22 protein-coding genes and 1 pseudogene are annotated in these 25,136 nt (G+C 60.0%); 13 read left to right on the forward strand and 10 right to left on the reverse strand.

The window, feature by feature from the left end; translation table 11 throughout:
- The first annotated feature begins 97 nt into the window (after positions 1-97).
- From GGR00_RS17785 to GGR00_RS17795, 3 genes are all read left to right on the forward strand, one after another.
- Positions 98-1,084, forward strand: a complete 987-nt coding sequence (locus GGR00_RS17785; RefSeq protein ID WP_184700208.1) for an iron ABC transporter substrate-binding protein — start codon at positions 98-100, stop codon at positions 1,082-1,084.
- An 85-nt stretch (positions 1,085-1,169) separates the two neighbouring features.
- Positions 1,170-2,696 carry an ABC transporter permease gene (locus GGR00_RS17790; protein ID WP_343065582.1) on the forward strand — a complete coding sequence of 509 codons (1,527 nt, stop codon included), beginning with the start codon at positions 1,170-1,172 and terminating at the stop codon, positions 2,694-2,696.
- Positions 2,697-2,702: 6 nt separating this feature from the next.
- A complete protein-coding gene (locus GGR00_RS17795; protein ID WP_184700209.1) occupies positions 2,703-3,731 on the forward strand; it encodes an ABC transporter ATP-binding protein in 1,029 nt (342 codons plus the stop codon).
- 86 nt (positions 3,732-3,817) lie between these two features.
- On the opposite strand, the gene GGR00_RS17800 is transcribed toward GGR00_RS17795, so the two are convergent.
- The 6 genes from GGR00_RS17800 to GGR00_RS17825 all read right to left on the reverse strand — a co-directional run bounded on the left by GGR00_RS17800 (position 3,818) and on the right by GGR00_RS17825 (position 10,683).
- Positions 3,818-4,432 carry a transglutaminase-like cysteine peptidase gene (locus tag GGR00_RS17800; RefSeq protein WP_184700210.1) on the reverse strand — a complete coding sequence of 205 codons (615 nt, stop codon included), beginning with the start codon at positions 4,430-4,432 and terminating at the stop codon, positions 3,818-3,820.
- Between the two features lie 303 nt (positions 4,433-4,735).
- Entirely contained in the window at positions 4,736-5,344 is a 609-nt protein-coding gene (locus GGR00_RS17805) for an SCO family protein (RefSeq protein ID WP_184700254.1), read from the reverse strand.
- A complete protein-coding gene (locus GGR00_RS17810; RefSeq protein WP_184700211.1) occupies positions 5,344-5,862 on the reverse strand; it encodes a copper chaperone PCu(A)C in 519 nt (172 codons plus the stop codon). The genes GGR00_RS17805 and GGR00_RS17810 overlap by 1 nt, the downstream gene beginning before the upstream one ends.
- Before the next feature lie 648 nt (positions 5,863-6,510).
- The gene (locus GGR00_RS17815; RefSeq protein WP_184700212.1) at positions 6,511-8,448 is read right to left on the reverse strand and encodes a M23 family metallopeptidase; all 1,938 of its coding nucleotides are present in this window, start codon (positions 8,446-8,448) and stop codon (positions 6,511-6,513) included.
- A 435-nt stretch (positions 8,449-8,883) separates the two neighbouring features.
- Positions 8,884-10,260 (reverse strand): PepSY-associated TM helix domain-containing protein, encoded by a 1,377-nt coding sequence (locus GGR00_RS17820; protein ID WP_184700213.1) that lies wholly within the window; start codon positions 10,258-10,260, stop codon positions 8,884-8,886.
- 42 nt (positions 10,261-10,302) lie between these two features.
- On the reverse strand, positions 10,303-10,683 hold the full coding sequence (locus tag GGR00_RS17825) for a DUF2946 family protein (RefSeq protein WP_184700214.1): 381 nt from the start codon (positions 10,681-10,683) through the stop codon (positions 10,303-10,305).
- 181 nt (positions 10,684-10,864) lie between these two features.
- Here GGR00_RS17825 and GGR00_RS17830 point away from each other — a divergent pair.
- Positions 10,865-11,386, forward strand: a pseudogene (locus GGR00_RS17830) (penicillin-binding transpeptidase domain-containing protein); the annotation flags it as partial.
- Positions 11,387-11,647: 261 nt separating this feature from the next.
- On the opposite strand, the gene GGR00_RS17835 reads toward GGR00_RS17830, so the two are convergent.
- Positions 11,648-12,586 (reverse strand): LysR substrate-binding domain-containing protein, encoded by a 939-nt coding sequence (locus GGR00_RS17835; RefSeq protein ID WP_246441448.1) that lies wholly within the window; start codon positions 12,584-12,586, stop codon positions 11,648-11,650.
- Positions 12,587-12,673: 87 nt separating this feature from the next.
- On the opposite strand from GGR00_RS17835, the gene metC reads away from it, so the two are divergent.
- The 5 genes from metC to GGR00_RS17860 are packed head-to-tail and all read left to right on the forward strand — an operon-like array spanning position 12,674 to position 17,976.
- A complete protein-coding gene (metC, locus tag GGR00_RS17840; protein ID WP_184700217.1) occupies positions 12,674-13,882 on the forward strand; it encodes a cystathionine beta-lyase in 1,209 nt (402 codons plus the stop codon).
- A gap of 20 nt (positions 13,883-13,902) precedes the next feature.
- Positions 13,903-14,925, forward strand: coding sequence for a transporter substrate-binding domain-containing protein (locus GGR00_RS17845; protein WP_210315056.1), 1,023 nt, complete (start codon positions 13,903-13,905; stop codon positions 14,923-14,925).
- Positions 14,926-14,980: 55 nt separating this feature from the next.
- Positions 14,981-16,123 carry an amino acid ABC transporter permease gene (locus GGR00_RS17850; protein ID WP_184700218.1) on the forward strand — a complete coding sequence of 381 codons (1,143 nt, stop codon included), beginning with the start codon at positions 14,981-14,983 and terminating at the stop codon, positions 16,121-16,123.
- A gap of 3 nt (positions 16,124-16,126) precedes the next feature.
- The gene (locus tag GGR00_RS17855; RefSeq protein WP_184700219.1) at positions 16,127-17,215 is read left to right on the forward strand and encodes an amino acid ABC transporter permease; all 1,089 of its coding nucleotides are present in this window, start codon (positions 16,127-16,129) and stop codon (positions 17,213-17,215) included.
- Complete coding sequence (locus GGR00_RS17860) at positions 17,212-17,976, forward strand: amino acid ABC transporter ATP-binding protein (protein ID WP_184700220.1); 765 nt, start codon at positions 17,212-17,214, stop codon at positions 17,974-17,976. Before GGR00_RS17855 ends, GGR00_RS17860 begins: the two co-directional genes overlap by 4 nt.
- 98 nt (positions 17,977-18,074) lie before the next feature.
- On the opposite strand, the gene GGR00_RS17865 is transcribed toward GGR00_RS17860, so the two are convergent.
- The 3 genes from GGR00_RS17865 to GGR00_RS17875 all read right to left on the reverse strand — a co-directional run bounded on the left by GGR00_RS17865 (position 18,075) and on the right by GGR00_RS17875 (position 21,782).
- Positions 18,075-20,372: a S8 family peptidase gene (locus tag GGR00_RS17865; protein WP_246441449.1), complete on the reverse strand. Its 2,298-nt coding sequence runs from the start codon at positions 20,370-20,372 to the stop codon at positions 18,075-18,077.
- 46 nt (positions 20,373-20,418) lie between these two features.
- Positions 20,419-21,498: an AAA family ATPase gene (locus GGR00_RS17870; RefSeq protein ID WP_184700221.1), complete on the reverse strand. Its 1,080-nt coding sequence runs from the start codon at positions 21,496-21,498 to the stop codon at positions 20,419-20,421.
- Between the two features lie 98 nt (positions 21,499-21,596).
- Positions 21,597-21,782: a hypothetical protein gene (locus GGR00_RS17875; RefSeq protein ID WP_184700222.1), complete on the reverse strand. Its 186-nt coding sequence runs from the start codon at positions 21,780-21,782 to the stop codon at positions 21,597-21,599.
- Positions 21,783-22,032: 250 nt separating this feature from the next.
- Here GGR00_RS17875 and GGR00_RS17880 point away from each other — a divergent pair, with 250 nt between their 5' ends.
- The 4 genes from GGR00_RS17880 to GGR00_RS17895 all read left to right on the forward strand — a co-directional run bounded on the left by GGR00_RS17880 (position 22,033) and on the right by GGR00_RS17895 (position 24,967).
- Positions 22,033-22,605: a hypothetical protein gene (locus tag GGR00_RS17880; RefSeq protein ID WP_184700223.1), complete on the forward strand. Its 573-nt coding sequence runs from the start codon at positions 22,033-22,035 to the stop codon at positions 22,603-22,605.
- Positions 22,606-22,932: 327 nt separating this feature from the next.
- Positions 22,933-23,208, forward strand: coding sequence for a metal-sensing transcriptional repressor (locus GGR00_RS17885; RefSeq protein WP_184700224.1), 276 nt, complete (start codon positions 22,933-22,935; stop codon positions 23,206-23,208).
- Positions 23,208-24,521: an MFS transporter gene (locus GGR00_RS17890; protein WP_184700225.1), complete on the forward strand. Its 1,314-nt coding sequence runs from the start codon at positions 23,208-23,210 to the stop codon at positions 24,519-24,521. The genes GGR00_RS17885 and GGR00_RS17890 overlap by 1 nt, the downstream gene beginning before the upstream one ends.
- Positions 24,522-24,538: 17 nt before the next feature.
- On the forward strand, positions 24,539-24,967 hold the full coding sequence (locus GGR00_RS17895; RefSeq protein ID WP_184700257.1) for a YqaA family protein: 429 nt from the start codon (positions 24,539-24,541) through the stop codon (positions 24,965-24,967).
- Positions 24,968-25,136 lie beyond the last annotated feature (169 nt).

The following is a 25,136-nucleotide window of genomic DNA, read 5'->3' on the forward strand; positions in this document are numbered from 1 at the left end:
CGGTGGTTCCGCCACGACGCGCCGTTGCTGACCGTCATGTCGGGACTTCCTTGCGATCCTGCTCTGAGGGTGCGGGTAGATTAAGGAAGGAACGACTATGAAGAAAACACTTTTGGCAGGTCTCGGTCTCGTGCTCGGCCTGACCTCGTTTGCCGCTGCTGAGACGGTCACGATCTATTCGGGCCGTGGCGAGGCGCTGATAGCACCGCTGATCAAGCAGTTTGAAGCCGAAACCGGCGTAACTGCGGAAGTCCGCTACGGCGGCACCTCGGAACTTGCCACCCTGCTGCTGGAAGAAGGCGCCAAAAGCCCTGCGGACGTCTTCTGGGCACAGGATGCCGGCGCTCTCGGCGCACTTTCTTCCGCGTTTGCAGATCTTCCAGCTGAAGTGAACGAGACGGTGCTGGACGCTTTCCGTAACGACGCCAACAAGTGGGTAGCGACCTCGGGCCGCACGCGTGTGCTGGTCTATTCAACCGAACGGGTCAAGGACGATGACCTGCCGAAGAACATCGCTGACCTGACAGACGAGAAATACAAGGGTCGCGTCGCGTGGGCGCCGACCAATGGTGGTTTCCAGGCCTTCGTCACCGCGTTCCGCCTGACCAAAGGCGACGAGACCGTCAAAGCATGGCTGAAGGCGATGATCGCCAATGAGGCGAAGGTCTATCGCAATAACGGTACCCAGATCGATGCCATAGCCAATGGCGAAGTCGATTTCGGCCTGATCAACAACTACTACCTCGGCCGCTACACCGCTCGCGATGCGGAGTTCCCTGTCGGTCAGACCACATTCGCAGCCGGGGACATTGGCAATCTCGTACTCGTCGCCGGCGCCGGCATCGTAGAAGCGAGCGACAACAAGGAGAACGCCCGCAAGTTCATCGATTTCCTGCTCTCGCCCGCCGCCCAGCAGTTCATCACCTTGCAGGGCTACGAGTATCCGGTTCGCACCGGCATCATCCCGCACGCCACGCTTGAGCCTCTCGAGGCCGTCAACGAGATCAGCCCGAAGGTCGACACCAACACGCTCGGCGATCTCGAAGCTACGCTGAACCTGCTGCGCGAAGTCGGTCTGCTCTGATCGGCTCGTGACGGTTCTGGCCACGTTCACGAGGGCGGGGCGCACACCCCGCCCTCCACTCCTGCTTGTCGTGCCCGCGCTGGTCGTGGGCATCGGCACACTCTTGCCCGTCTTCTACCTGCTTATGCGCGCGCTCGATGCCGATGCGTCGCAGCTCGGTGAGATCGTCTTCCGCCAGCGCAACCTGTTTCTTCTTCTGAACACGCTTAAGCTCGTGGCGGTCGTGCTCACGCTGGGTACGCTGTTTGCCCTGCCAGCCGCATGGCTGGTGACGCGCACGGACATCCGCTTCAAGGGCCTTCTGTCGTTCCTCATGGCGTTGCCGCTCGCCGTTCCCGGCTATGTGATGGCCTATGCGTTGCTGGGGCTCTCCGGCTATTACGGATTCGCCCGGCAATGGGCCGGCATCTCGCTGCCGCCCCTGCACGGGCTCTGGGGCGCGGGCCTTGCCCTGTCGCTCTACACCTTTCCCTACCTGTTCCTGAACCTGCGGGCGGCGTTTCTCGGCATGGATCCTGCGCTCGAGGAATCCGCGCAAAGCCTAGGCAAATCGCGCCTGGTCATCTTTCGCCACATCGTTCTTCCTCAGCTCTGGCCCGCTATGGTCGCAAGTTGGCTGATCGTCGGTCTTTATGTGATCGGCGATTTCGGCGCTATCGCGCTGATGCGCTACGAGGTTTTCAGCTACGCCATATTCACCCAGTACAGCGGCGCTTTCGACCGCACCTATGCCGCGTGGCTGTCTCTGATGCTGCTGGCGCTGACTGTCGTGGCGTTGAGCGCACAGCGCGCCGTCACGCGCAACCGTCGCTTTGCGCGTACCGGAACCGGCTCCGCGCGGATCACCCGGCCAATTGGCCTTGGTCGCTGGCACCTGGCTGCCTGGGCATTCTTCGCGCTGGTCGTGCTGTGCTCGCTTGGATTGCCGTTGATGGTTCTCGGCCACTGGATGCGGCTCGGCGTGCCGGAAGCGGACTGGGCGCATCTTGGTCGCACTGCCCTCGGTACATTCCTGACCGCGGGCCCGACTGCAATCCTGACAATGGTGCTCGCGGTGCCGGTCGTCGTTTTGACGTTGCGCCATCCAGGACCGTTCGCCTCACTGATCGAGAGGCTGGCCTTCATGGGCTACGCGACCCCGGCGCTGGCCTTCGCACTGGCCATGGTGGCCTTCGCACTACGGACTGCGCCATTCCTCTACCAAAGCTACGCGCTGCTGATGTTCGCCTACGTCATGAGCTTCGTCGCGCTTGCGTTCGGACCGCTCCGGCTTGCGCTTTTGCAGATTGGCACGAAGCAGGAAGAGGCCGCCCGCGCCCTTGGAGTCTCACCCACGGCGGCCTTCATGCGTGTCGTCCTGCCCCGCTTGCGTCGGCCGATGGTCGCCGGATCCCTCCTGGTCTTCATCATGGTCGTGAAGGAACTGCCAATCACCTATCTGCTCGCCCCTATGGGTTACAGCACGCTGGCCATGAACGTCTTCAGCCGAACCAATGAAGGCATGATGGGGGACGCGGCGCCGCTCGCGCTCAGCATCATCTTGTTCTCCAGCCTCTTTGTGGGGCTGATCCTGAAATACGAAGGCAGCGCCGCGCGCGCTGCCGGGAAGTGAATGGGCATGACCGACAATAATCTCCTTTCCGTCCGCAGCCTGACGCGGCGCTTTACCAGCAGCGGACCGGCAGTCGTCGACGATCTTTCATTCGATCTTGATGCAGGCGAGATTCTTGCGCTGATCGGTCCTTCGGGTTGCGGCAAGACGACGACACTGCGGATGATTGCCGGCTTCGAGACGCCGAATACCGGCCGGGTGCTGCTTTCGGGGCGGGATGTGACCTCGACGCCTGCGGAACAACGGGGAATCGGCATGGTGTTCCAGGACTACGCGCTGTTTCCTCACATGACTGTCGGAGAAAACATCCGGTTCGGTACGCGGCAGAAAGGACGGGACGTCGTCGCACGCTATCTCGGCATGGTCGGCCTCGAGGGATTTGACCAGCGCTATCCCGATCAGCTCTCCGGCGGGCAACAGCAGCGGGTCGCCCTTGCCCGCAGCTTCGCGGCCGAACCCCGCCTGATTCTGCTCGACGAGCCATTCTCCAATCTGGACGCCGCTTTGCGCAGCGCGGCACGACGCGAGATCCGGCGACTGCTCAAGTCGGCCGGAATCGCGATCGTCTTCGTCACGCATGACCAGGAGGAAGCGCTGAGTTTCGCCGATCGCGTCGCAGTCATGCACGCCGGGCGCATTATGCAAAGCGGCATGGCGCAGGAAGTCTATGACCGGCCAGCCGATGCGTTCGTTGCGACCTTTCTGGGACGCACGAATCTTCTGGAAGGGATCGCTGAAGGTGGCTGCGTGCAGACCTCGCTCGGGTTGCTGCCTCTGACGCACCCCGCATCAGGCCGGGTGAGCATTTCTCTGAGGCCTGAGCGGCTCGGGATTCGCGCCGTGGAAGCGGACGAGCAGCCGAACGGCCGTATCGTGGCGGTGGAGTTCAAGGGACATGACATGACCTACTGGGTCGACTGCAACGGCGTCGAAGTGCAGGTCGACGCCATGCAGTCCATCCGGCTGGCGGAGGGGACGCCGGTGCGTGTCGCCGTGGACGGGGAAGCTGTTCCGTTAGGAGACAGCAACCAGTGACGCAATTTCGAAAAATACGACTAGCGATATCGTGATCGAAGGAGCGGTCACGATCTCTATCGACGCTCAACGACGGCGTGAAGTTTTCAGCGCACGGTTGCTGTCATAGGTACGTCGGAATTGGTAATGGAGACCCATTTGCCACTATGCCGGCTCGATTGGATCTTGAGATAGGTGTAGTCGGTATTGTGCCATTCAACCACCTTCTCATTCAGGTTATCGAGAACGAAATCCCCTTTGTCGGTGCGCACGGTCAGCACAGCATGACCCTCGCCATTGCGTTGACGCAGCACGGTGATCAGTAGATTGGACATAGAAAGTCCGGCGTTTCGCAGTTCCAGTTGCTTGGCCAGGACATATTCTTCGCAATCGCCAGCCCCGTTCACCGGGTACGTCCAAAATTCTTCAACGCCATAGAGTTCCATATCCGAAACCGGCCTGACTTGACGATTGACTGCGGAATTGACCGACACAATCTTACGCCACATCGAGTCCGTTAGTTTCTCGCGCTTTGGTGCAATCGTCGTGATTGAACATTCGTCGGGATTGGACTGGCAAAACTCGTAGTGACCAATCGGTTGGGATGTCAGGCGTCCCACTTCCATCGCCGAACCCGCAAGGGCAGGAGCAATCGAGATTAGAACGCTCAAAATCGCGCCAACAGCAAATGATCCGGACCGCCGCCCCACGTTCGTACGCATCACAACCCCAATTCTTGCTTAACAAAAGGTTAAGCTGAGAGGTTGGAGATCGTCAATTGAACGGCTGTATAAAGAGCAAACGTAGTTAACTGCGGATCATACGATCAACGAAGGTGACCCTTCAGCCGTCCCTTTCTGCGAAAGGATGTTGCGCGATCGGCTCGCTCGCCAAAGCAGGAATTGGAGCAAGGCATGTTCGCTCGCTTCGAACCGCGAGCGAACATGTTGGTCACGAACAGCAGGTCAAGATTCGTTGCGACGGATGAACTGAAGCCGGTCGCAACCTTGCTTTGTCGTGGCCGATCAGCCTTCGCCGATCAACCTCTTGAGCTTCGCTAGCATCACGCTCATCGCTTCCTCATAAGCCATGGTCCCGAAGAACTTGCCGTACGCATCCATCAGGATAACCGACGCTGTGTGGTCCATCGTGTAGTCACCGTCGTCGAGTGGCACCTTCGTATAGTAGATTTTGAAGGCTTTGGCCGCCGCGTCGATCTGCTCCGGTGTTCCGGTTAAGCCGATGATGCGACTATCGAAGGCGGTGAGATACTGTTTCATTTCTTCGGGACCGTCACGCTCCGCGTCAACGGAGATAAATACGAGGTTCAACTTGTCAGCATCGGAGCCAAGCTGGTCGGCGAGCGCCGACAGCTCGGACAGGGTCGTCGGACAAACCTCGGGGCAGTAGGTGAACCCGAAAAAGATGGCGCTGGGTTTACCAAGCAGATCCTTCTCAGTCACGGCCTGCCCGTCGACCCCGGTCAGGGTGAACGGCCCTCCGACCGTCGCCACTCCGCTGCCGCGTGGCCCTCCTCCCGTTGATTTCGACCCCGTAACAATCGTGAAACCAACGACGGTGAGCACCACCGCAAGAATCGCTGCAGCGATGAGCCCTATTCTGCGGCCTCGCATCAATTGCTCTCTCCGTGCGACATGGATGAACTACCACCATTGGGATTTTCGCCACTGTTTGGCGTAGACGAGCCAAGCGGCCCGGCAACAAGTTCTACATCGACCGGATTCGACTTTTCAAATTTGAGCGTGACCGAAATCCTTTCGCCTTGGGTGATTGGCCTCTTCAGCCCCATGAGCATCAGGTGGTATCCTCCTGGCGCCAGTTCTGCGGTCTGCCCCGCCGGTATTTCCAAACCCTCGGGAACAGGGCGCATCTTCATTATGCCGTCCACCATCTCCATTTTGTGGACCTCGACACGATCAGCAATCTCCGACGAAGCGCCAAGAAGCGTGTCGATGACCGTGCCCTTGTTGGTCAAGGTCAGATAGCCCCCGCCAACCTTCGCCGCCGGCGGCGTTGCACGGGTCCAGGGCTGCGTGATCTCGATTTCAGCTGCGTTTGCTTCAAGACTGAGTGCGGGAATGAAAAGGGCGAGAAGTGCTGCTGTGATTGCAGCGCGAGCGGAACTGAACATCGTATTCTCCAAATGGATGCATGTTGGGGCACACACCTCGGGGGCATGCCGCGATAGGAATTAGATGGAGAAACGCGGGGGCCCACGTGCTTCAGGAAGTGTCCCCTGTCTGCCCGTGGGGACTGCACGAAAAATCGAAGGGAACGCGCTTACCAGACTTGCGGTTGGGACAAGCCAATGTGTCCCGCTTGCGGGCGGCTCGATAACTGGGCCCGCCATGCTGGCCGCTTTGCAAAGAGCTCTGCAGCATTTTTGAGCCACATCTTCGAGCGGATCGCTCGCTGGCTGATCAGCATTACCGGATGGAGCGCAAATGACGAACGAGGGACCGAATTGATCGGTTGCCATGAGGGTCGTCGCATATGCGGTTGCAAGTCCTTGCAATAGGATAACATAGGCAAGGAGCCCTATGAGACGACCGTCTTTCCAGTGTCTTTTTCGTGAGCAGGCCGACTTGCACATCGCCATATACTAAATCGGCGCGATAAGCGCTGTCGATGCGACATAGTAATTCGCAGACTGCATCAGCCCATGGTGGCGCGACATTTTGCGGTTTCAATGTGACAGGAAAGTTCGTAGTCACCGCATGGTTCAAACGCGGATAAGTATCGGCGTGTCATCGTCGAAGACATTGTGGCGGCATCGTTTTCAGACAGGTGTGGTGAACTCCGCATCCCTTCGCGTTCTGTCACCGAGAACGCTGTCGATCCGCTTCCGCACCAGGAGAAATTTCTCCAGCTCACTCTTCGAAAGCAGTTGCCCATCCGGCAATCGAACTCGCATCGGATCAACCTTGGAGCCATTGACGATCAATTCGTAGTGGAGATGATTTCCGGTAGAAAGGCCTGTTGATCCGACATAGCCGATGATCTGTCCTTGGCGGATTCGTTCACCAGGGAGAACACCATCGGCGATCTTGCTTTGGTGGTTGAACGTGGTCTGGTAGCCATTTGCATGGCGAATGACGGTTTGGCGGCCGTATCCGCCGTTCCATCCCGCCTTCTCGACCACACCGTCTCCGGGTGCGATGATAGGGGTGCCGCGTGGCGCCGCCCAATCAATTCCGGTATGTGGGCGGGTGTATCCGAGGACAGGATGTCGCCTTTTTCCGAAGCCGGATGTGAAGCGGCCATCAGGAATCGGATTGCGCAGAAGAAACTGGCGGGCGCTGCGTCCATTCTCATCAAAGTAGCCGATTGTGCCGTCACTCGCCTGATATCTGTAGAAAGTGCGCGGGACGCCATCAAAATCGGCCCTTACGAAAAGCAACTCTGAACCGGTCGTCGCCTTACCCTCATCGTCCGGCTGAGAGAAAAATACTTCGATTTTGTCCGACGGATTCAGCGGCGATTTCAGGTCAGCTGTCGTTCCGAGTATCCTTACCAGCTGTCGGGTCATGGGGCGCGTCAAACCATGAGCGAAAGCAGCACGATAGATGCCGTCGTACAAAGCAGGGGGTTTGTCAGGTTCGGTGGCTGCGGGTTGATGAGTTGTGTCAACGGCTGCCGCCATTGTTGCATTGGGCTGTGGTTCGCGGCCTTCTACGAGCTGTTGACGATCGTTCAAGGCGACAGTGAAGACATGTTGGCTCTTTGAATAGACGCTCGCCCTCACGATTTCAGAAGTGTCCTGACGCAATTCAATCCCAAGCCGCAGCAGGCTACCGCCTTTCAGAATCGGGGACCCATTCTTCCGCATCAGTATATTCGCCAAACGGCCTGACCGCTCACCAATGTAACCCGCCTTTGCCAGCGCATCATCAATTCCACGATCAGTTGCAAATGGAATGACATCCTCGACATATTCCATGCGTCGAGAATCTCCTGCTACCGCGACTGACATGTTCTCAGGTACGATTCGGATTCCGTACGACTGTGCAATCCCACTTGTTCCGACCGCTTCGCCAAATCGTTGCGGGTCAACATGCTGGAGAGCCGTGACCTGGACATCGCCGTCCGTAAGGACAGCAGCAATATTTCGAACCTCCATCTCAATATCTTGCGTCGCTAGATCATCTTCGTCATCAAACCTTTCTGATGCGATCGGAAAGTCGACCACACGAAGTTTGACCTCGCTCTCGACGCGGGCGCCGTAAATATTGCCAGTATTCGCATTGTTCAGCGCTGGTTCTTCGTCAAACAATTCGAGCGGGTTGAAGGGGGCATATGAGCGGCCGATGCTGTGTTCGGCAGCCATCGTCATGCTCACCCGGAGAAAGGGTGTCGTGCGTACAAGGTCTCCGTCGCGGTCTGGAGTTATGGTGGAGATATCAAAGCGTTGAGTGTCGTTCAGATTCGACAGGATTCGCGGAGAGAGCAGCCTACCGGTCTTCGTGACGGTCGGTTGGTTTGTGGATTCGCCGAGCGGCGATTTCTCGACGAATTCACGTGGGGGGCTCAGAGCCTGCCTACTATCAAGAGTCGCAAGCAATGCACCGCCCATCAGGACACATGACGTAAATCCTGTGAGAAACGTCCCGGACAGCCATCGTATGGATACCTCGCGCGCATCTGGTGGCTTTCCACGACCGCCCGCCACCAAAGGCGGTTCATTCCCCAGTGTTTCGGCTGTGTTTTCGAACGACATAGACTGGAGCTGATATCCTCGATAATCTACGGATCACCACCAAAAAGCGGACATGCTTGCCATCCACGGGTGGGGATCAAAATATATCAAACGCCGGATCGATTTCCGTATTGGTGCTCTCATACGTGCAACGCAGATGTCGTTCTGCGACTTGCTGTTTCAGATCCCGCCAGGCGGTCTAACTGTGGCATCGGTAGGACCTCATCCCGCTAGAGGGTCAAGGGGCAAATTGTCCGACTATCAGCCAAGGGGAACAAGTGACAATCACGCTTGTTTGGCACTCTGAGGCATTTTGCTGGCCCTTAGCGAGGCGGTAAACATCGTACGGATGGATTGTTCAGCCTACCAACGGCGCAGCATAGCCATTGGCAGGGATTGCTTAGCAGCAGGAACACCATCGGCAGATCTGATGCGTTTTTTTTTGATACGGTTCACCTATGCGGCGCGCCGCCTCTGAGACAAGCCCTGCCAACTCAGGTCGATCAGTATCAGCGAGAGCAACGCCAGACCCGTCAGCGGGAATAGCAGGCCGCCAATTCCGAGAATAAGGAAGAGGCCGGCGAACACCCTCTTGTCGGTGGGCAATGGTGGTACGCCCAGACTACCGGACGGCCTGCGTTTCCACCACATCACGGCCGCCGAAACGGCCAGGAGGATTATCGCCACACAGGCCAGCAGAAGAAGAAGTTGGTTCGCCAGTCCGAAGGTCTGTCCCATATGGGTGTTGATGCCCCATTCCAGAATGCGCGCCAGCGGACCGTAATCGCTATAGCTCATGTCGATCAGCGGCTCCCCCGTATTCTGATCGAGATGGATGACGCGTTGCTGACTGAGGTCATCGGGATACACGGAGCCGGAGAACACGCCGTTCGGCCCGGACGGCAGGGCCACTGAATAACCCCGGTGCAAACCCAACTCGTTGAAGGTCTGGATCGCCGTGTCGATTCCGATCGAAGGCATGCCTTGGGCGGGCGCGGCGGTTTCCGGTATCTGCGCCTGTTCCAGAGACCACGATGTCTTGGCGACATGGTCGAGGTGATCCTGGGACATGGGAACATCGACGCGCAGGCCGGACGGATAGCCGAAATTGCTGCCGTTGGCCCATTCGTTGACCTTTGCTCCCCAGACCGAAGACCAGGGCAGGCCGGTGGCGGCCAGAAAGACGATGAACCCGCCTGCGACGATGCCTGTGACGGCATGTGTGTCGCGCCAGAAAACCCGCCGTTGTGGCGTTCCGCGCACAGACAAGACGCCACCTCTCTGGTTTCTCGGCCACCAGAGATAGATACCGGTGGCAACCAGCAGGATGGCGAAGCCTGCCACGATCTCGATCCACATGCGCGGCGTCGCACCAAAGAACCGGAAGGAGTGCAAGTAGCGCACGGTCCAGGCAAAAGTGCTGCGATCAGGCCGGATTTCGAGCACCTCGCCGCCGTACTGGTTGACGTAGATCGCCATTGGACCACCTGTCTCCGGCTGAACGGTGATCTCCGTCGAGCGTCGGTCGGTTGGCGGGTCGGTGTATTTGACGGCCGTACCCGGCTGGGCCTTCAGCGCCGCCGCGATGATCCCGGATGGGGCCAGCTTCTGTTGATTAACGGAGTTCACCTGCATGAAATCCGCATGCACGAAGCTGTCTACCTCGTCCTTGAAGATATAGATCGCTCCCGTCACCGCCAGCGTGATCATGAAGGGCAGGACCAGCAGTCCTGCATAGAAGTGCCAGCGCCATACCGCGCGATAGAGATCGATGTTGCCGGCAGCTTGCGCAGCCGACTTCGGGGACACGGCCCCGCCGGTTAGTTCGGTCATGTGTCAAATACCTTACCTGGTCTGATTGCTCGATCGAGAATGTCAGACCGGGTAAGGGGGTCCCGTTGCGTGGGGTAGTCCGGTGGCCGCCGCGTATTCCAGCACCGCTTCCCGCCGGGAATATTTGACGGCGGAAGCCGGCGGCACCGGCAGAGCGAATGCAATCGGCAGCGTAAGAGCTGCCGCAGGCTTTACCGCGGCCAACGCGCAATAGGCACTCGCTGACTTCTCGCCATTGCCCGAAGCAGTTTCATCGACAGGATCCATGGTGACGGCATCGAACGCCATCTCGACCATACCGTTGCCGGTGCAGATCACCATCGTGATAACGCCGTCGGCGCCACGGGCAGGCATGAAGCCCTGCGCGACAAACGACGAAAGGACGAAGGGCAGCAGCATTGCCCATAATGCGACCATCCGCATATTATCGTCTCGGCTCCGTCATCATGGCCACCAGCTACCATGGCCCCGCCCTATCGACAACGAGGCCTGTTGACACAGCGATAGCGTTTCGGGTTGGCGAATCCTGAGCATTGACTCGCGCAACTGACGGAACTCAGCCCGGCAGGATCGCCGACCCTTGAAAGTGGCCAAGGCTAAAAGCCTCTGGCGACCGCGCCATTCGATTACAGCAGCCTTCGGCTACGGCTTCTCAACCACTCCGCTGCAGACGGCTGCGGGGGCGGCAGCGCTCATGAACGGCGGACGTCCCGTGCCGCCAACATTTCTGCCGCGGACGATTGAGGAAGCGAATGCTCTTTCCGAACGCGTTGTCAGTGCCAAGACCAGCGATGATATGCGCTATCTTTACAATGTTAACGCCACCGCGCCCGGTGGGTCGGGCAAGGGCGGAGCAGTCCTGGGATATAGGGTCGGGGGAAAAACCGGCACTGCGGAAAAGGTTGTCGGCGGCCGCTACTCCAAGGATCGCAATTTCAACGTGTTCCTGGCCGCTTTCCCGATTGAAGACACCAAGTATGTGATCCTGACCATAGTCGACGAGCCAAAGCTCCAGGGATCTAGCCGCGCGGCCACGGCGGGGGTAAGCGCAGCGCCAATGGCAGCGAACATCATTCGCCGCGCTGCAACGATGCTGGGAGTGACACCGGATTTTACGTTGCAGTAGAATGCTCGTTGAGTAGTCGACCTTGTCAAGATTGATGGCAGGTTCGATATCCCTCTGGGGCATCGTATGATTATTCATTTCCTTAGCTCAGACAGCACTGCGGCGCCGTCTAGATGCTTGTCTGCTGCATTGGAAAATGGGCTTCCTGCATGACGCGTTGATCGTCGGCCACCGTACTAAGCGGCGGCACATTCCGCTTGCATGATTACGGGATGCGAGTCTCAGGGTGGGGACCGCCATATTCCCGGTCACCGAAACCCATTAGATCCCGCTGGGCGAGTCAACGGGCGCTGTAGGTGCAGCCATAATTCCAAATTGACCACGTGTGTCGTGCAGCGCCGCAATCAGGGCCTGTGTCTGCGCAGACTTTACTCGCTCCTTTGCGGTTAGGACTAGGGCCCGAAACGCGATCTGCGGGTGGAACGGACGAGCGATTAAGCCTCGGTTCTCGAATTTGCTGGCCTTGAATGTCATGGAATTGGCAATTCCGATACCAACGCCTTCAAGTGCCAGATTGCAGACAACCTCGGAATACTGCGTCTCGACCACAGTGCGCGCCTGCACGCCGGCTTCTTCGAAAATACGTTCGACTCGCCTGCGGGCAGTATCATCCGGCGAAAGAGCAATGAACGGCTCACCGGCAAGGTCTCTGGGCGCAACTGTTTCGTAGCTGGCCAGGCGGTGGCCCGCCGGCATGACACACACAGCGGGCGCGGACATGAAGGGTTGCGTAGAGACGCGCGACGCATCGATTTCATCTGCAGCGAGTCCGACATCTGCCTGACCCGAAGCGACCATATCGCGCACAGCGTTGGACCCCGCGATCAGGAGGGTCACATGTCCTGACCGGTCCTTGGCGCGATATCTTTGGATAGCTCTCGGTGCGAAAGACAAACCAAGCGCGGGATAACAAGCCAGTCGAAGCCCGCCAGCGCCGAATTCGCGGATCATCGCGGCTCGCGCGCGCAACTGGTCCAAACCAACAAACGCACGCTGGACTTCCTCGTGCAGGCTCAACGCTTCGGGCGTCGGCACAAGACGGCCGCCAACCTGGCGAAACAGAGTCAGCCTTGTGGATTTGGCAAGCCGGCCAATAGCGCGGCTGATCGCCGGCTGGCTGATACCCAGGAAGTCGGCGGCTCGATTTGTGCTGCCCATCCGCATAACGGCATCGAATGCCTCAAGTTCTCCCAGATGCATGATAACACCAACGCATAATGTACACCTCTCAAGAACATTATTGCACATAGGCGCGCTGCGCTACAACTCTCGCACAGGAGAGTGACCTTGAAGACAGAAACCAGATTGCTGCGCGCTGAACCCGCAAACGACAAAGGCTTCAGCAGCCTCGCGGTTCCGGTGACCCGAGCTTCGACTATCGTCTTCCCCACATGTGACGCCTTCGAACGGCGGTATGAGCAGTTCTACGACGGCTATACCTATGGGCTTTACGGCACGCCTACCAGCCGCACGCTTGAGGCGCGCATTTCTGAACTCTATGCAGCGGAATATTGCCTTTGCCTGCCGTCGGGGCAGTCTGCGACAGCGCTCGCCTTGAGCGCCCTCCTAAAGGCCGGAGATCGCGTGCTGGTGCCAACCTCTGCCTATGGGTCGACCCGCACCTTCTGTACTGAAGTGCTCGCATCATTTGGTGTCGAGGTTGCGCTCTACGACCCCACCATCGCCTCTGGCATAGGCGCTCTCATTGACGATCGCACTCGCGTGGTCGTGGTTGAGTCTCCGGGCTCGAACACGATGGAGATCCAGGACATCCCCGCTATCGTGCAAGCGGCACATACGTCGGGAGGACGAGTGTTGGCCGACAACACCTGGGCCTCCGCTCTGCACTGCAACCCGCTCGATCTCGGCGCCGACATAGTCATGGAGGCGTTGTCCAAACATGCGGGGGGACATGCAGACGTGCTCATTGGCGCTCTCGTTACTCGCGACGAGGTGCTTTTTCGACGATTGAAGGACGTTAGCCGACTGATGGGACTCGGGGTGTCCGCCGATGACGCAAGTTTGGTTCTGCGTGGCCTTCAGACGATGCCTCTTCGCCTGGAGCGGGAGGGAACCTCTGCGCTAACCCTGGCGCACTGGCTTGCTGCTCGCCCGGAAGTCGCTCGGGTACTCCACCCGGCCTTACCAGGCGATCCGGGGCACATCCTCTGGCAACGCGATTTTCAGGGTGCGAGCGGCCTCTTTTCTGTTGAGCTGGCGCCGCAATATCAGGACTGCACGTCAGTGTTCGTGGATGCTCTCAGGGTTTTCCGCATTGGGGCGAGCTGGGGCAGCACTCACAGCATCGTGACCCCCCAATTGGCGTTCAGGTTGACCGCCGCACCTGGCTCCACACCAGGAAAATTCATCCGCTTTTCTATCGGGCTTGAGCCCGTCGAGGATCTGCAGGCGGACATCGAAGCGGCTCTCATGGGCTTGTCCGCGGGCACCATGCCTGGCGCGCAGGAGCGTGCTGTTGATCAGAGGGAACTATAAAAAGAGGAGTGATAACGCAGATGAAACTTGCAATTCAGTTTGCCGTCGCCATGGCCACGGCGATGATTGGGGCCGGATCGGCCAATGCGCAATCCATCGCGGACAAGGTCCGTGAACGCGGTTATGTCAGTTGCGGTGCCAGTCAGGGAGTGCCCGGGCTTTCCCGTCCTGACGACAAGGGTGTCTGGACAGGGTTCGACGTGGACAGCTGCCGCGCGGTCGCCGCGGCCTTTTTTGGCGACAGCCAGAAGGCCCAATTCGTGCCGCTGAATGCGGCCCAGCGAATACCCGCAGTCCAGACCGGCGAGGTCGACGTACTGTCGCGCACAACGACCTGGACTTATACCCGCGACGTCGCTGTCCGATTTGTTGCCATCAATCTCGTCGATGGCGACGCGATAATGTTGCGCAAGGCGTTGAACGTGGCGAAAGCAGCCGACCTCGACGGGCTTACAATCTGCCTTCAAGGCGGCGGCAGCCTCGTTGAGAATGCACTCGACATTATTGAGCAAAGCAATCAGGTGAAGGTGGAGCGCGTCTATTTCGATTCCACCATCTTGGCGCGCGACGCTTATTTCGGCGGACGTTGCGACGGCTATATGAGCGACGGTTTCGCGATCGCTGGACAGCGAGCAGCTGTCGCCGGCAATCCCGATGAACACGCGATCTTCCAGAGCGGTGCGACTACGGAGCCGCTCGCGTTGGCCATACCACGTGGGGACGACCGCTGGTTCGACATTGTCCGCTATGCATTCAATGCCATGGTGTGGGCGGAAGATCGGGGCATCACGTCGCAGAATGTCGATGAAATCGCCGCAAGCTCGACGGACGGCGAAACCCGTAAGGCGCTTGGTGTGGATCCGGGTATTGGCGAGCCTCTTAAGCTCGACGACAAGTGGATCTACAATGTGATCAAGCAAGTCGGCAACTATGGTGAAGTTTTCGCGCGCAATCTCGGCGAAGATAGCCCCTTGAAGGCTGAACGGCGCTTCAACGCGCTTCCACGGGACGGCGGAATACTGTTCCCCATACCATTCAAGTAAGCGCTAACAGGCCGTCCGGCGAAGGTCGGACGGCCAAATGGGTGAGGAGACAGAGATGCTGCAGGATGTACGATTTCGCGCGATCATCGTTCAGATCGCCCTTCTTGCAGGGATCGCAGCGCTCGGATCAATGCTCTTCACAGCCACGGCGCGAAACCTCGAGCTTCGTGGAATTCCGCTTGGTTTCGGGTTTCTTTGGCGGCCGGCAAATTTCCAGATCGCCGAGACGATCCTGCCTTATTCGTCTTCCGATCCAAACTGGTGGGCCGCCGTGGTCGGCCTTTCTAACAGCCTGTTCATTTCCGTCCTCGTGATCCTGCTCGCAAGTGTGATCGGCCTATTCATCGGAATTGGCCGCCTCAGCTCCAATCCGCTGGTGAGCGGCCTATGCCGTGTCTGGGTGGAGGTGGCGCGAAACACGCCGTTGGTAGTCCTGCTGATTTTCAACTACGCGCTGTGGTGGGAGATCCTGCCGCTCGCAACCGAAGCATGGAAACTCGCGCCCGGCACGCACATATCTGTGCGAGGCCTGTCGATGCCCGCGCTGGGCTGGTCGACTTCGGCATTTGCACCGGTAGCGTTCGTCGGCGTGAGTGCCGTGATTCTAGCCGGCGCCTCGTATGCTGCGCGGCGGCGGCAAATCGAGACAGGAAGCCGCCCTGCCCATGTGAGCGCCGCGTGGCTTTTCGTTGCGGTCGCCGCCGGGATCTTTCTGTTCGCTTATCGTGACGTCATTTCCCTGGACATTCCGGAATTTCGCCGGGCGAATTTTGCCGGCGGCTGGTCGCTAACCCCGGAACTGACCACCATCCTGATCGGGCTCACCTTCTACACTGCGGGCTTTATCGGCGAGATCGTACGCGGCGGCATCCTCGCCGTTCGCAAAGGCCAGTGGGAGGCAGCAACGGCGCTGGGGCTGTCGCGAGGCCAGACTTATCGGCTCGTGGTCGTGCCGCTGGCCCTCCGTAGCATCGTTCCGCCGCTGAACAGCCAGTATATCAACGTGGTCAAGAACTCCACGTTGGCAATCGTGGTGGGCTACCAGGATTTCATGACAGTGGTCAGCACCATGATCAACAAGACCAGCCATGCGATCGAGGGCGTCGCAATCATCCTGGGGGTCTTTCTAGCCGTGAACCTGGCATTGTCCGCGCTGCTCAACGCCTACAATCGCCGCATTGCAATCGTGGAGCGCTGAGACATGGCCGATACAGCGTCCAATACGATTGCACGTGCCGCCGCGCCCGACGCGCGTTCATTGCTTCGTCGTCTCGCGCCGTTCTTCGGCACGCCACTGAATGCTGCGCTGACCCTGATCCTGCTTTGGCTGATGGTCCGGCTCGGGTCGCTGCTCGTGGACTGGGCTATCCTCAACGCAGCCCTGTTCCCTGCAGAACCGGAAACTTGCGCCGCCGCGACCGGGGCATGCTGGAGCTTCGTGATCGCGAAGTCCGGTCAGATCCTTTTCGGCATCTATCCGCCGGCGGAAAGATGGCGCGCTGGGCTGGTGTGCATCCTCATTATCATCACGCTCGTCGCATCGGCACGACCGTCTGCGTGGCGTCCCGGGCTGGCGGCGATTTGGGTGGGTATGATGGCGATCGTCCTTTGGCTGATGGGCGGCGGCTTCGGCCTTGTCTCGGTTCCGACAAGCTCATGGGGCGGGCTGCCTGTAACGCTCATTCTCACCGTCTTTGCCATTGGGCTCGGCTTTCCGGCCGCCATCCTCCTCGCGCTCGGTCGCAGGTCGAGCCTCCCGGTCGTTCGTACTCTGAGCGTGCTCTTCATCGAGACGATAAGGGGGCTGCCTCTTCTGAGCCTGCTTTTCGTCGCGTCGATCCTGCTGCCGCTGTTCCTGCCGGAATCACTCCTTCCGGACAAGTTCGTGCGCGCCCTGCTTGCCTTGACCATCTTTGCCGCAGCTTATCTCGCGGAAGTCCTCCGCGGAGGACTCCAGGCCATACCGGGCGGCCAGTCGGAAGCAGCCGAGGCTCTCGGCCTGAACTATTGGAGTACGCAAAGGCTGATTATCCTGCCGCAGGCCATCCGGATCGTGATTCCGGCACTGACCAACACGATCATCGTAATGATCAAGAACACAAGCCTCGTGCTGGTAGTCGGCCTCTTCGACCTGATCAGTTCAGGCAAGGCAGCGCTCTCCGATCCGGCATGGCCGGCGCCGTCCACCGAGACTTTTCTATTCATCGGCCTGATCTATTTCGCGCTCGCCTTTTCGTTCGCGCGGTTTGCAGACTTCTTGGAACGCAGCGGTGCGGAGAAGCGTGGATGAACGATGGTGAAAAACTGAGTGATCGCGCTCCGGCGATCAGGATCGAGAATCTCGGGAAGTCCTTCGGCGACTTTCAGGTGTTGCGGAACGTTAACCTGACGGTTTGCCAAGGCGAAAAGATCGTCGTCTGTGGTCCATCAGGTTCCGGCAAGTCCACGCTCATTCGGTCGATAAACCGGCTGGAGCAGCATCAGTCCGGGCGGATCGTGGTGGAAGGTACCGAACTGACCAACGACCTCAAGGGGATCGAGAAGATCCGCTCAGAAGTCGGCATGGTGTTCCAGCATTTCAACCTTTTTCCTCACCTGACGATCCTTGAGAACTGCACGCTCGCACCCATCTGGGTGCGCAAGCTGCCGCGGGAGGAGGCTGAGGAGATCGCGATGCATTTCCTGCGCAAGGTTCGCATACCCGAACAGGCGGACAAGTATCCGGGGCAACTTTCGGGCGGCCAGCAGCAGCGCGTTGCCATCGCCCGCGCCCTGTGCATGAAACCCCGGATCATGCTGTTTGACGAGCCGACCTCCGCTCTCGATCCGGAGATGATCAAAGAGGTGCTCGACACGATGATCGAACTGGCGAACGAGGGCATGACGATGGTGTGCGTGACGCATGAGATGGGCTTCGCGCAAGCGGTCGCCGATCGAGTAGTCTTCATGGACGGCGGCCAGATCATTGAAGAGAACGAGCCTGTCGCCTTCTTCTCGTCGCCCCGCAGTGAACGGACCAAATTGTTTCTCAGCCAGATCCTCGGGCACTGATCGGGGTTCATTAGTTCAGGATCGCAGTGACGATCGCCTGGCGTTGGTATCGGGATGTCGAACTATAGATGTAAGCACGGCTCGACGGCTCCACCAAGCTAGACAGCGATCTCGGCGAGGTTGAGAACTTCTATCGCAGACTGCACCTCGGCGTAGAGTTCGGACTCCACCTCTCCCGCATCGATCTCGACGATCAGAGCGAACCGAACCGATCTCTCATTCGGATTCAAAACCGCTCGCGTCTTCCACCAGCCTGCCACCGGATGAACGGCTAGCAGGTTGCGGCGAGCAAGATCGGAAGCCGGGCAGGTCAGCTCGTCGATCTGAAGCGAGCCGACGTCCCGACGATTGCGACCGAACGTCCAGCCGTCATTTTCATCGAAGGCCGGCCCCCCGGGCTCTTCTTCAACCTTGCTGATGCGGGCGATGAAAGCCGCGCGATCCTCGTTGGGTCTGTTCAGCTTGAAGCGCAGATTGTGTGACGCGTATCGGAATTTGGAGCCGCGAGCAGGCTCGGAGGGGTTCGGCGCGATGAAGGTGCTGAGAGCAACCCTCAACCTGACGGGGTGAGCGACCAGCGCACGCAATGCCTCGACTGGCCAGGGTAGCTCGAACAGACGCATTTCGTTGTGAACATGATCAGCACCGCCTGTGTCGCTTTCGCGATAGGGAGTGATCCTGTCCTGCACGATCAAGGTCAATGCATTAGAAGCACTGCGCCGGGCGCGCTCCATGTCCGGCACGCCATAGCCATAGCGTTTGAACAGCGGACCATAGTGCCCCTTCCCCGGACTTGCCGGCAGATGCAACCGCATCCGGGCAGTCCAACGCGCCGAGGAGACGAAAAGGGCGCGAATCGTCTCGGGCCAAAGCTCCGGGTAGTCGGACCACAATTCAGTGATGGCGCGAGCGGCAAGTGCGGTCGCGGCACTGGTTTCTCCGACGGTCGTAAAGGCTCGCAGCGGGTACTGACGGTCGGTTGTCAGCAGCGAAAGTGCGGGATGTTTCATCGGCGGTGGTGGACCGTTCACGATCCAGTTCCCACCCTCCATCACCACGTCCGGCTTGATCGGCCAGTGCGACGACCAACTCGCGGTTCTCGAAGACGGCGCGAGATCACCGATCGGAGCAAGAGGCGTACCGGGCACGCCGGCCGGGAGAACATTCTTTTCCGTGTAGGCACCGACGCAGACTGCGTTCCATGCCTGTGCTGGCGACTCTATCTCGTTGTCGGCATGGTCGCTCGTGGTGAGATAGTCGTGGTTTCCAAATCTGTTCTGGTCACTGTTTCCGGCAGACACCAGCACGAGGCGCTGCGTCGCGACAATGCCGGATACGCCGGCCGCCAACTGGTCCAGCTCGCTCGACCATGAGGTTGGTGCTCCGTCATGCGGCGTGTCGTCCTCGGTGGTGCTGGCCAGTGTAAACGTCCGGCGGCGAACGCCTGCCGTCTCGGCCGCGTTGATGCCGGCGCGTGTCACTGCCCCGAGTAGGTGATGGGGATTGTGACCGGCATCAGGGATGATCTTTGCCGATTCCAGACGATGGCGAAGCCGGATCGGCAGCATGGACTGAAACGCCGGCGTCAAATCGCCGAATAGGGAAAGCCCGGCGAGCTGTGTGCCATGACCGACTATATCCTCGACCCCCCAGGCAGGATGAGCGGCGTGACGATCAGCGACGGCAAGCGCTGGCTCAATAAGCGGATGGGCCCGGCTAACCCCGCGGTCAAGCAGGGTCACATAGTTCGGGTCGTCAATAGCCTCAAAGGTTGTCCGGCCGAGCAGGTTGTCGACCCAATCGGCCTGCTCGTCGGGGTCCATCGCATCAAAATAGTCGGCGGTGACCGTTGGGGCAGCGAGCGCCCGTACGCCGGCAAGGCGCCGAACCGCCAACGCAAGCGCGTCTCGCGTCGCAGTAGCGATGACAACGATATCTTCCGGGAACTCGAGCCGATCGGCGCCGATCGCAACATCGAGTTCTGCCGCGCCGGCAATGAAAGCCTGTGCCTGCGCCTTGTCGAGCCACACCTCCCACGGTACGGCCCCTTCCTGGGCAGGGAACCGTTGAGGCGGACTGCGCCACAATGCCCGCAGGCCGGCTTCGACAATGGCGCCGATGCTCTGGACCAGATCGGCATTGTAGGGTCGGCCGGATTTCCTCTCCTTGCCGGCGAAGTCCTCGACCTTTCTGCGGAGCTTTGCAACGCCCTCTTCGGTCGCAAAGACGGTAGCGCGGGCTGGCTGGTTTGCTGCGGGCCGCGACGGCTCGACACGAAGTAGCGTCAGATCGCTGGCATTGAGGCCCGCAGTGATCATCGGCTCGCCTGTCCTGCCCTCGACCTCCAGGTAGATGCCCGGCAGCGCAGCGGCGCTTATATCAGGCAGATAATCCAATGCGTGAAGCAGCGACTGGGCATGAGCTGCTCGGCTGACGACATCACTAGGATGATTTGCGGATCCGCCGCCCTTTGGCTTGAACGGGTTTGCGGCTGAGATTTCGTTGAGAATGAAGTGTCTTCGGTCCCTCGGCATGCGTTCCCGCCCCTATGCTGTGCAGCGACCGGCGGCGCTCGAGGGACGCAACGATTGCCACCGTCCTGATCTCGCTCGAATTACCCAAGACCGCCCGTCTCGCCGCATCCTCCCCTGCAGCCACCACATCGGCCGTCGACAGCCCTTCTGCGTGGTGCACTACCTCTTTCCAATTCACGGACTCCACGCCAAAGCCGCTCAGTCGTCGGCGCATGGCCTTTCCGATCGCATCGGCATCCGGCAGCTGATAGGGTAGCACCAGATCGAAGCGGCGAAGAATCGCGCGATCGAGGATTTCCGGCAGATTAGTGGTCGCCACGACGATCGACGGTCCCGTGTCCTCGTCGAGGAATTGCAGGACCGAGTTCAGAATCCGACGGGCTTCACCGATGTCGTTCTCCGATCCGCGCGATGCCGCGAGCGCATCGATCTCATCGAACAGGTAAACGCCGCGGTTCGTCCGAACCGCGTCGAATATCATCCGCAACTTCTGCGCGGTTTCGCCCATGAACTTGGTGATCAGGCCGTGGAGGAGAACTGTGAACAGCGGGAACTTCAGTTCGCCGGCGAGGGCCTCCGCCGTTAGCGTCTTGCCCGTCCCCGGCGGACCAGCAAGTAACAGCCGGCGTCGTGGCCGCAGGCCCTTCTCCTCGAGCCGTTCCGTCATACGGGTTTCGGTGACGATATGAGACAGCTCGTCCTCGATGTGGGCCGGCAGGATCAGGTCGTTGAGCCGCGTGGTCGGATAGCTGGCGCTCAAAAATCCAGCCAGGTCACCGCGTGGAGCAGAGATCGGCGTGGGCGTGACACGCGTCGGTGTCTGCGGTTGCTGGCCTGCGTCGGCCCATTGCCGCAGCTGTTCAGCCAGACGAGCATGACCCTTTTGCTCCTCCGCAGCGGCAAGCTGCATGGCAAGGTCAAAGAATCGCTTTTCGTCGCCTTCAGCGTGGCTCTTGACGAGCCCTATCAATTGTTGAGCCGATGCCATTGCAATTACCTTCCCGACCCCGCCCGCGCGACCATGGCAAATCAGCGCCTGCCGCCAGTTTATAGACAGATTTCCTTAACAGACCAGCATGCCGCGCGTCACAGGCGAATGGTCCACTTGAAAATTGCGGCTTCTACTGCCGGTTCCGGCAGCTTCCCATTCGTGCTATGCACGAACAATGCGCTGACATTGAGTTCGGTCATGTCCCGTGACTTGAACGAACCGACCAGGTCGAGATGGTGATCGGTGGCCTGCTCTTGCCGCAGCGTTGGGGGCTGATCCACGCCGCCTTCGTCTTTCCCTGCAGCATCCCGCCGCTTCCAAATGATCGGTTGTCCAACCTGGCTGGCATGTGGCGGACTTGGCGGGCGCCATCACGTCGCTTATGCTGGCAGTGCAGTATGGTTGGCCCCTCTACCTGGCGTTTGCCAGAACATTCCTGCTCCGCGCTATTTCCTACACATTTCCTGCATGGCAAGCAGAACGCGGTCGCGGGATACTAGGAAAGGCCGAACTATGAGAGAATCGGCTGTGATGCAGAACAGAAGTCCGCTGCTGGTCGCCGCCGCCTTCGGGTTTTCGATCCTGGTCCCTCTGCTCGGCTATTTCTATCTCGGATGGCTTTACGCTCTCATCTTCCTCGTCGGCTATCTCGGCGGGTTCATCCTGTGGCTGGCCACGGCACAGGAAGCGTCGTGGGCATCCGTCAGGGTTCCCTACTGGCTGACGCTCGCTGCCTTCCTTTTGCTGCACAAGCTCGAGGAAAACCGCACCGCCTTCTTCGAAGCCGTCTCCGCGCGGATTACGGGGACACCGGTGCCGGAGATGTCGGTCGGGCTGGCGCTGGCGCTCCTGATCGTCCCAGTCGGAGCATGGCTGGCCATTCCCCTGCTCTTCCGGCGCGATCACGAGTTCGGCCGTTTCCTCGCCTGGACCTTCTTTGCGTCCATGGGGCTGACCGAGATGGCGCACTTCATCATGCCGCTGCTGGCCAACGAGCCCTATGGATACTTACCAGGGATGGCGAGCGTCTTTGTCCTTGCGCCGCTCGCCTGGTGGGGCATGTGGCGCCTCAACCTCCACCGCCCCCCAGGAGCCGAGGCTTAGTCCATCAATTCGGCATGCCGTTCTGCTGCGCCTCGGCTCTTGGCGACCGGGCATCCCAACCGCGGCACGCCACCGTGAAGGCTTCGATGCGTGGCTGCACGACCCAGGCGACTTCCACGGTATTGTCCGGAAAACACTTCACAAAGTAGGATCCAGCCGTTTCAGGACGGCTGGATCGGCGTAAGCGGGGTCGTTCGGCGGCACGACGATCACGGAGATGCCGCGTCTGTCGATGAGTTGTTTCCCCATGGCGTCAGCTGGTTCGCTGCAGCGAATAAAGTGACGACTGCGCCTTGGCATATCCTATGCAGGGGGATAGCATAAATCATGAACCAGCACCTGCACGAGACGCATCCCCGGATCGTCAAACGTTTGAAGCGCGCGGACGGTCATTTGCGCAGCGTCATCAAGATGATTGAGGCCGGCAGGCCGTGCCTCGAAATCGCCCAGCAGCTCCATGCGGTTGAAAAGGCCATCGCGCAGGCCAAGAAGACGCTGATCCAGGATCATCTTGACCATTGCCTTGAAGAAGTGGTCGGGCCACTCGCCCGCGACCGGCGGCGGTCGATCGACGAGTTCAAGGAAATCGCGAAGTATCTGTAATGCTGGCGATCCTCAGGAACCGAACCTATCGCCACCTCTTTCTCGCCCAGGTCATCGCGCTGATCGGCACGGGCCTTGCGACAGTGGCTCTTGGACTGCTCGCCTTCGAACTGGCTGGTGAGAACGCCGGCGCGGTTCTGGGAACGGCGCTTGCCATCAAGATGGTCGCTTATGTGAGCGTAGCACCCATCGCCTCGGCCTTTGCCGAGCAGGTGCCACGCCGCGCCATGCTGGTCGCGCTCGATCTCGTGCGCGCGGCCGTAGCCGTGCTGCTGCCCTTCGTCACCGAAATCTGGCAGGTCTATGTCCTGATCTTCGTCCTGCAATCGGCTTCGGCCGCCTTCACACCGACGTTTCAGGCGACGATCCCCGATATCTTGCCGGAGGAGAAAGAGTATACGCGCGCGCTGTCGCTGTCGCGGCTCGCCTATGATCTGGAAAGCGTCGTCAGCCCGATGCTGGCGGCAGCACTTCTCGCCTTCATCTCCTTCCACGACCTGTTCGCCGGCACGGTGATCGGCTTTCTCGTCTCCGCAGCGCTGGTCGTGTCGGTCGCCCTGCCAAGCCCGAAGCCGACGACGCCACGCGGCATCTACGACCGCACGACCCGCGGTGCCCGTATCTATCTGGCAACGCCGCGCCTGCGCGGGCTGCTGGCGATCAATCTCGCCGTCGCCTCGGCCGGCGCGCTGGTGATCGTTAACACAGTTGTCTACGTGCAAGCCCGATTTGGCCTAGACAACCAGGCGACGGCGCTGGCGCTTGCTGCTTTCGGCGGCGGCTCGATGGCCGCGGCGCTCGCGCTGCCGACGCTGCTGGAGTCCGTGCCCGACCGCACCGCTATGCTGGCGGGCGCCTCGCTGCTGGCTATGGGAACGCTGGCGGCAACGGCGCTGCCTGGTTACGGTTGGCTGCTGCCGCTTTGGTTCGTGCTCGGTCTCGGCTATTCGACAGCGCAGACGCCATCCGGCCGGCTGCTCCGGCGCTCGGCAAACCCGGAAGACCGCCCAGCGCTATTCGCCGCGCAGTTCGCGCTTTCCCATGCCTGTTGGCTGATCGCCTACCCGCTTGCTGGCTGGGCCGGCGCGGCACTCGGCCTGCCGCTCACCGCGGTCATCCTTGCTGCCGTAGCGGCCACCGCGATCGGCATCGGCTTCGCCGTGTGGTCAGCCGACGATCCCGAGGTGATGGAGCATAGCCACAACGACTTGCCCGCGGGTCACCCGCATCTCGAGGATGCCGGGCACGGGCATCGCCACGCCCATGCTTATGTGATCGACGATATGCATCTCGCATGGCCGCGTGAGCGCTGACCGGGGGCGTGGAATATCTGCTTTCTCTGGCCGGGTTGTTTGCCGTCGCCTTCGTCGCCGCCACGGTCCTGCCCGCCCAATCGGAAGCCGCGCTGGTCGGGCTGCTGGTACTCGGCAAGCAGTCGCCCGTCCTGCTGGTGATCGTGGCAACCATTGGCAACGTGCTCGGCTCTGTCACCAACTGGCTGCTCGGACGCTGGATCGAGCACTATCGTCACCGGCGCTGGTTTCCGGTCAGCGAACAGGCGCTCGACCGCGCCACGGGCTGGTATCGTCGATGGGGCCGCTGGTGCCTGCTCTTGAGCTGGGCGCCTCTCGGCGGCGATGCGCTGACAGTGACAGCCGGTGTGCTGCGCGAACCGCTCTGGAGCTTCCTGCTGCCCGTGAGCATCGCAAAGGCGGGCCGCTACATCGCGCTCGCCGCCATCGTTCTGGGGCTCTTTTGAGGCGGCAATCTGTCGTGAGCCGCTTCTCCCCGAAAGCTGGCCTATGCTGAGGGGTCAGATGACATCCGACAGTCCGCGATGGCGCGCTCTATGTCCATTTCGTCGTTCACGATGTTTGGCGTGAGCCGTACATGCGGCTGTGTGCATAGGGGCAACCGAAGCGTTTACG

The sequence above is a fragment of the Aminobacter aganoensis genome, assembly GCF_014206975.1.
Taxonomy (GTDB): Bacteria; Pseudomonadota; Alphaproteobacteria; order Rhizobiales; family Rhizobiaceae; genus Aminobacter; species Aminobacter aganoensis.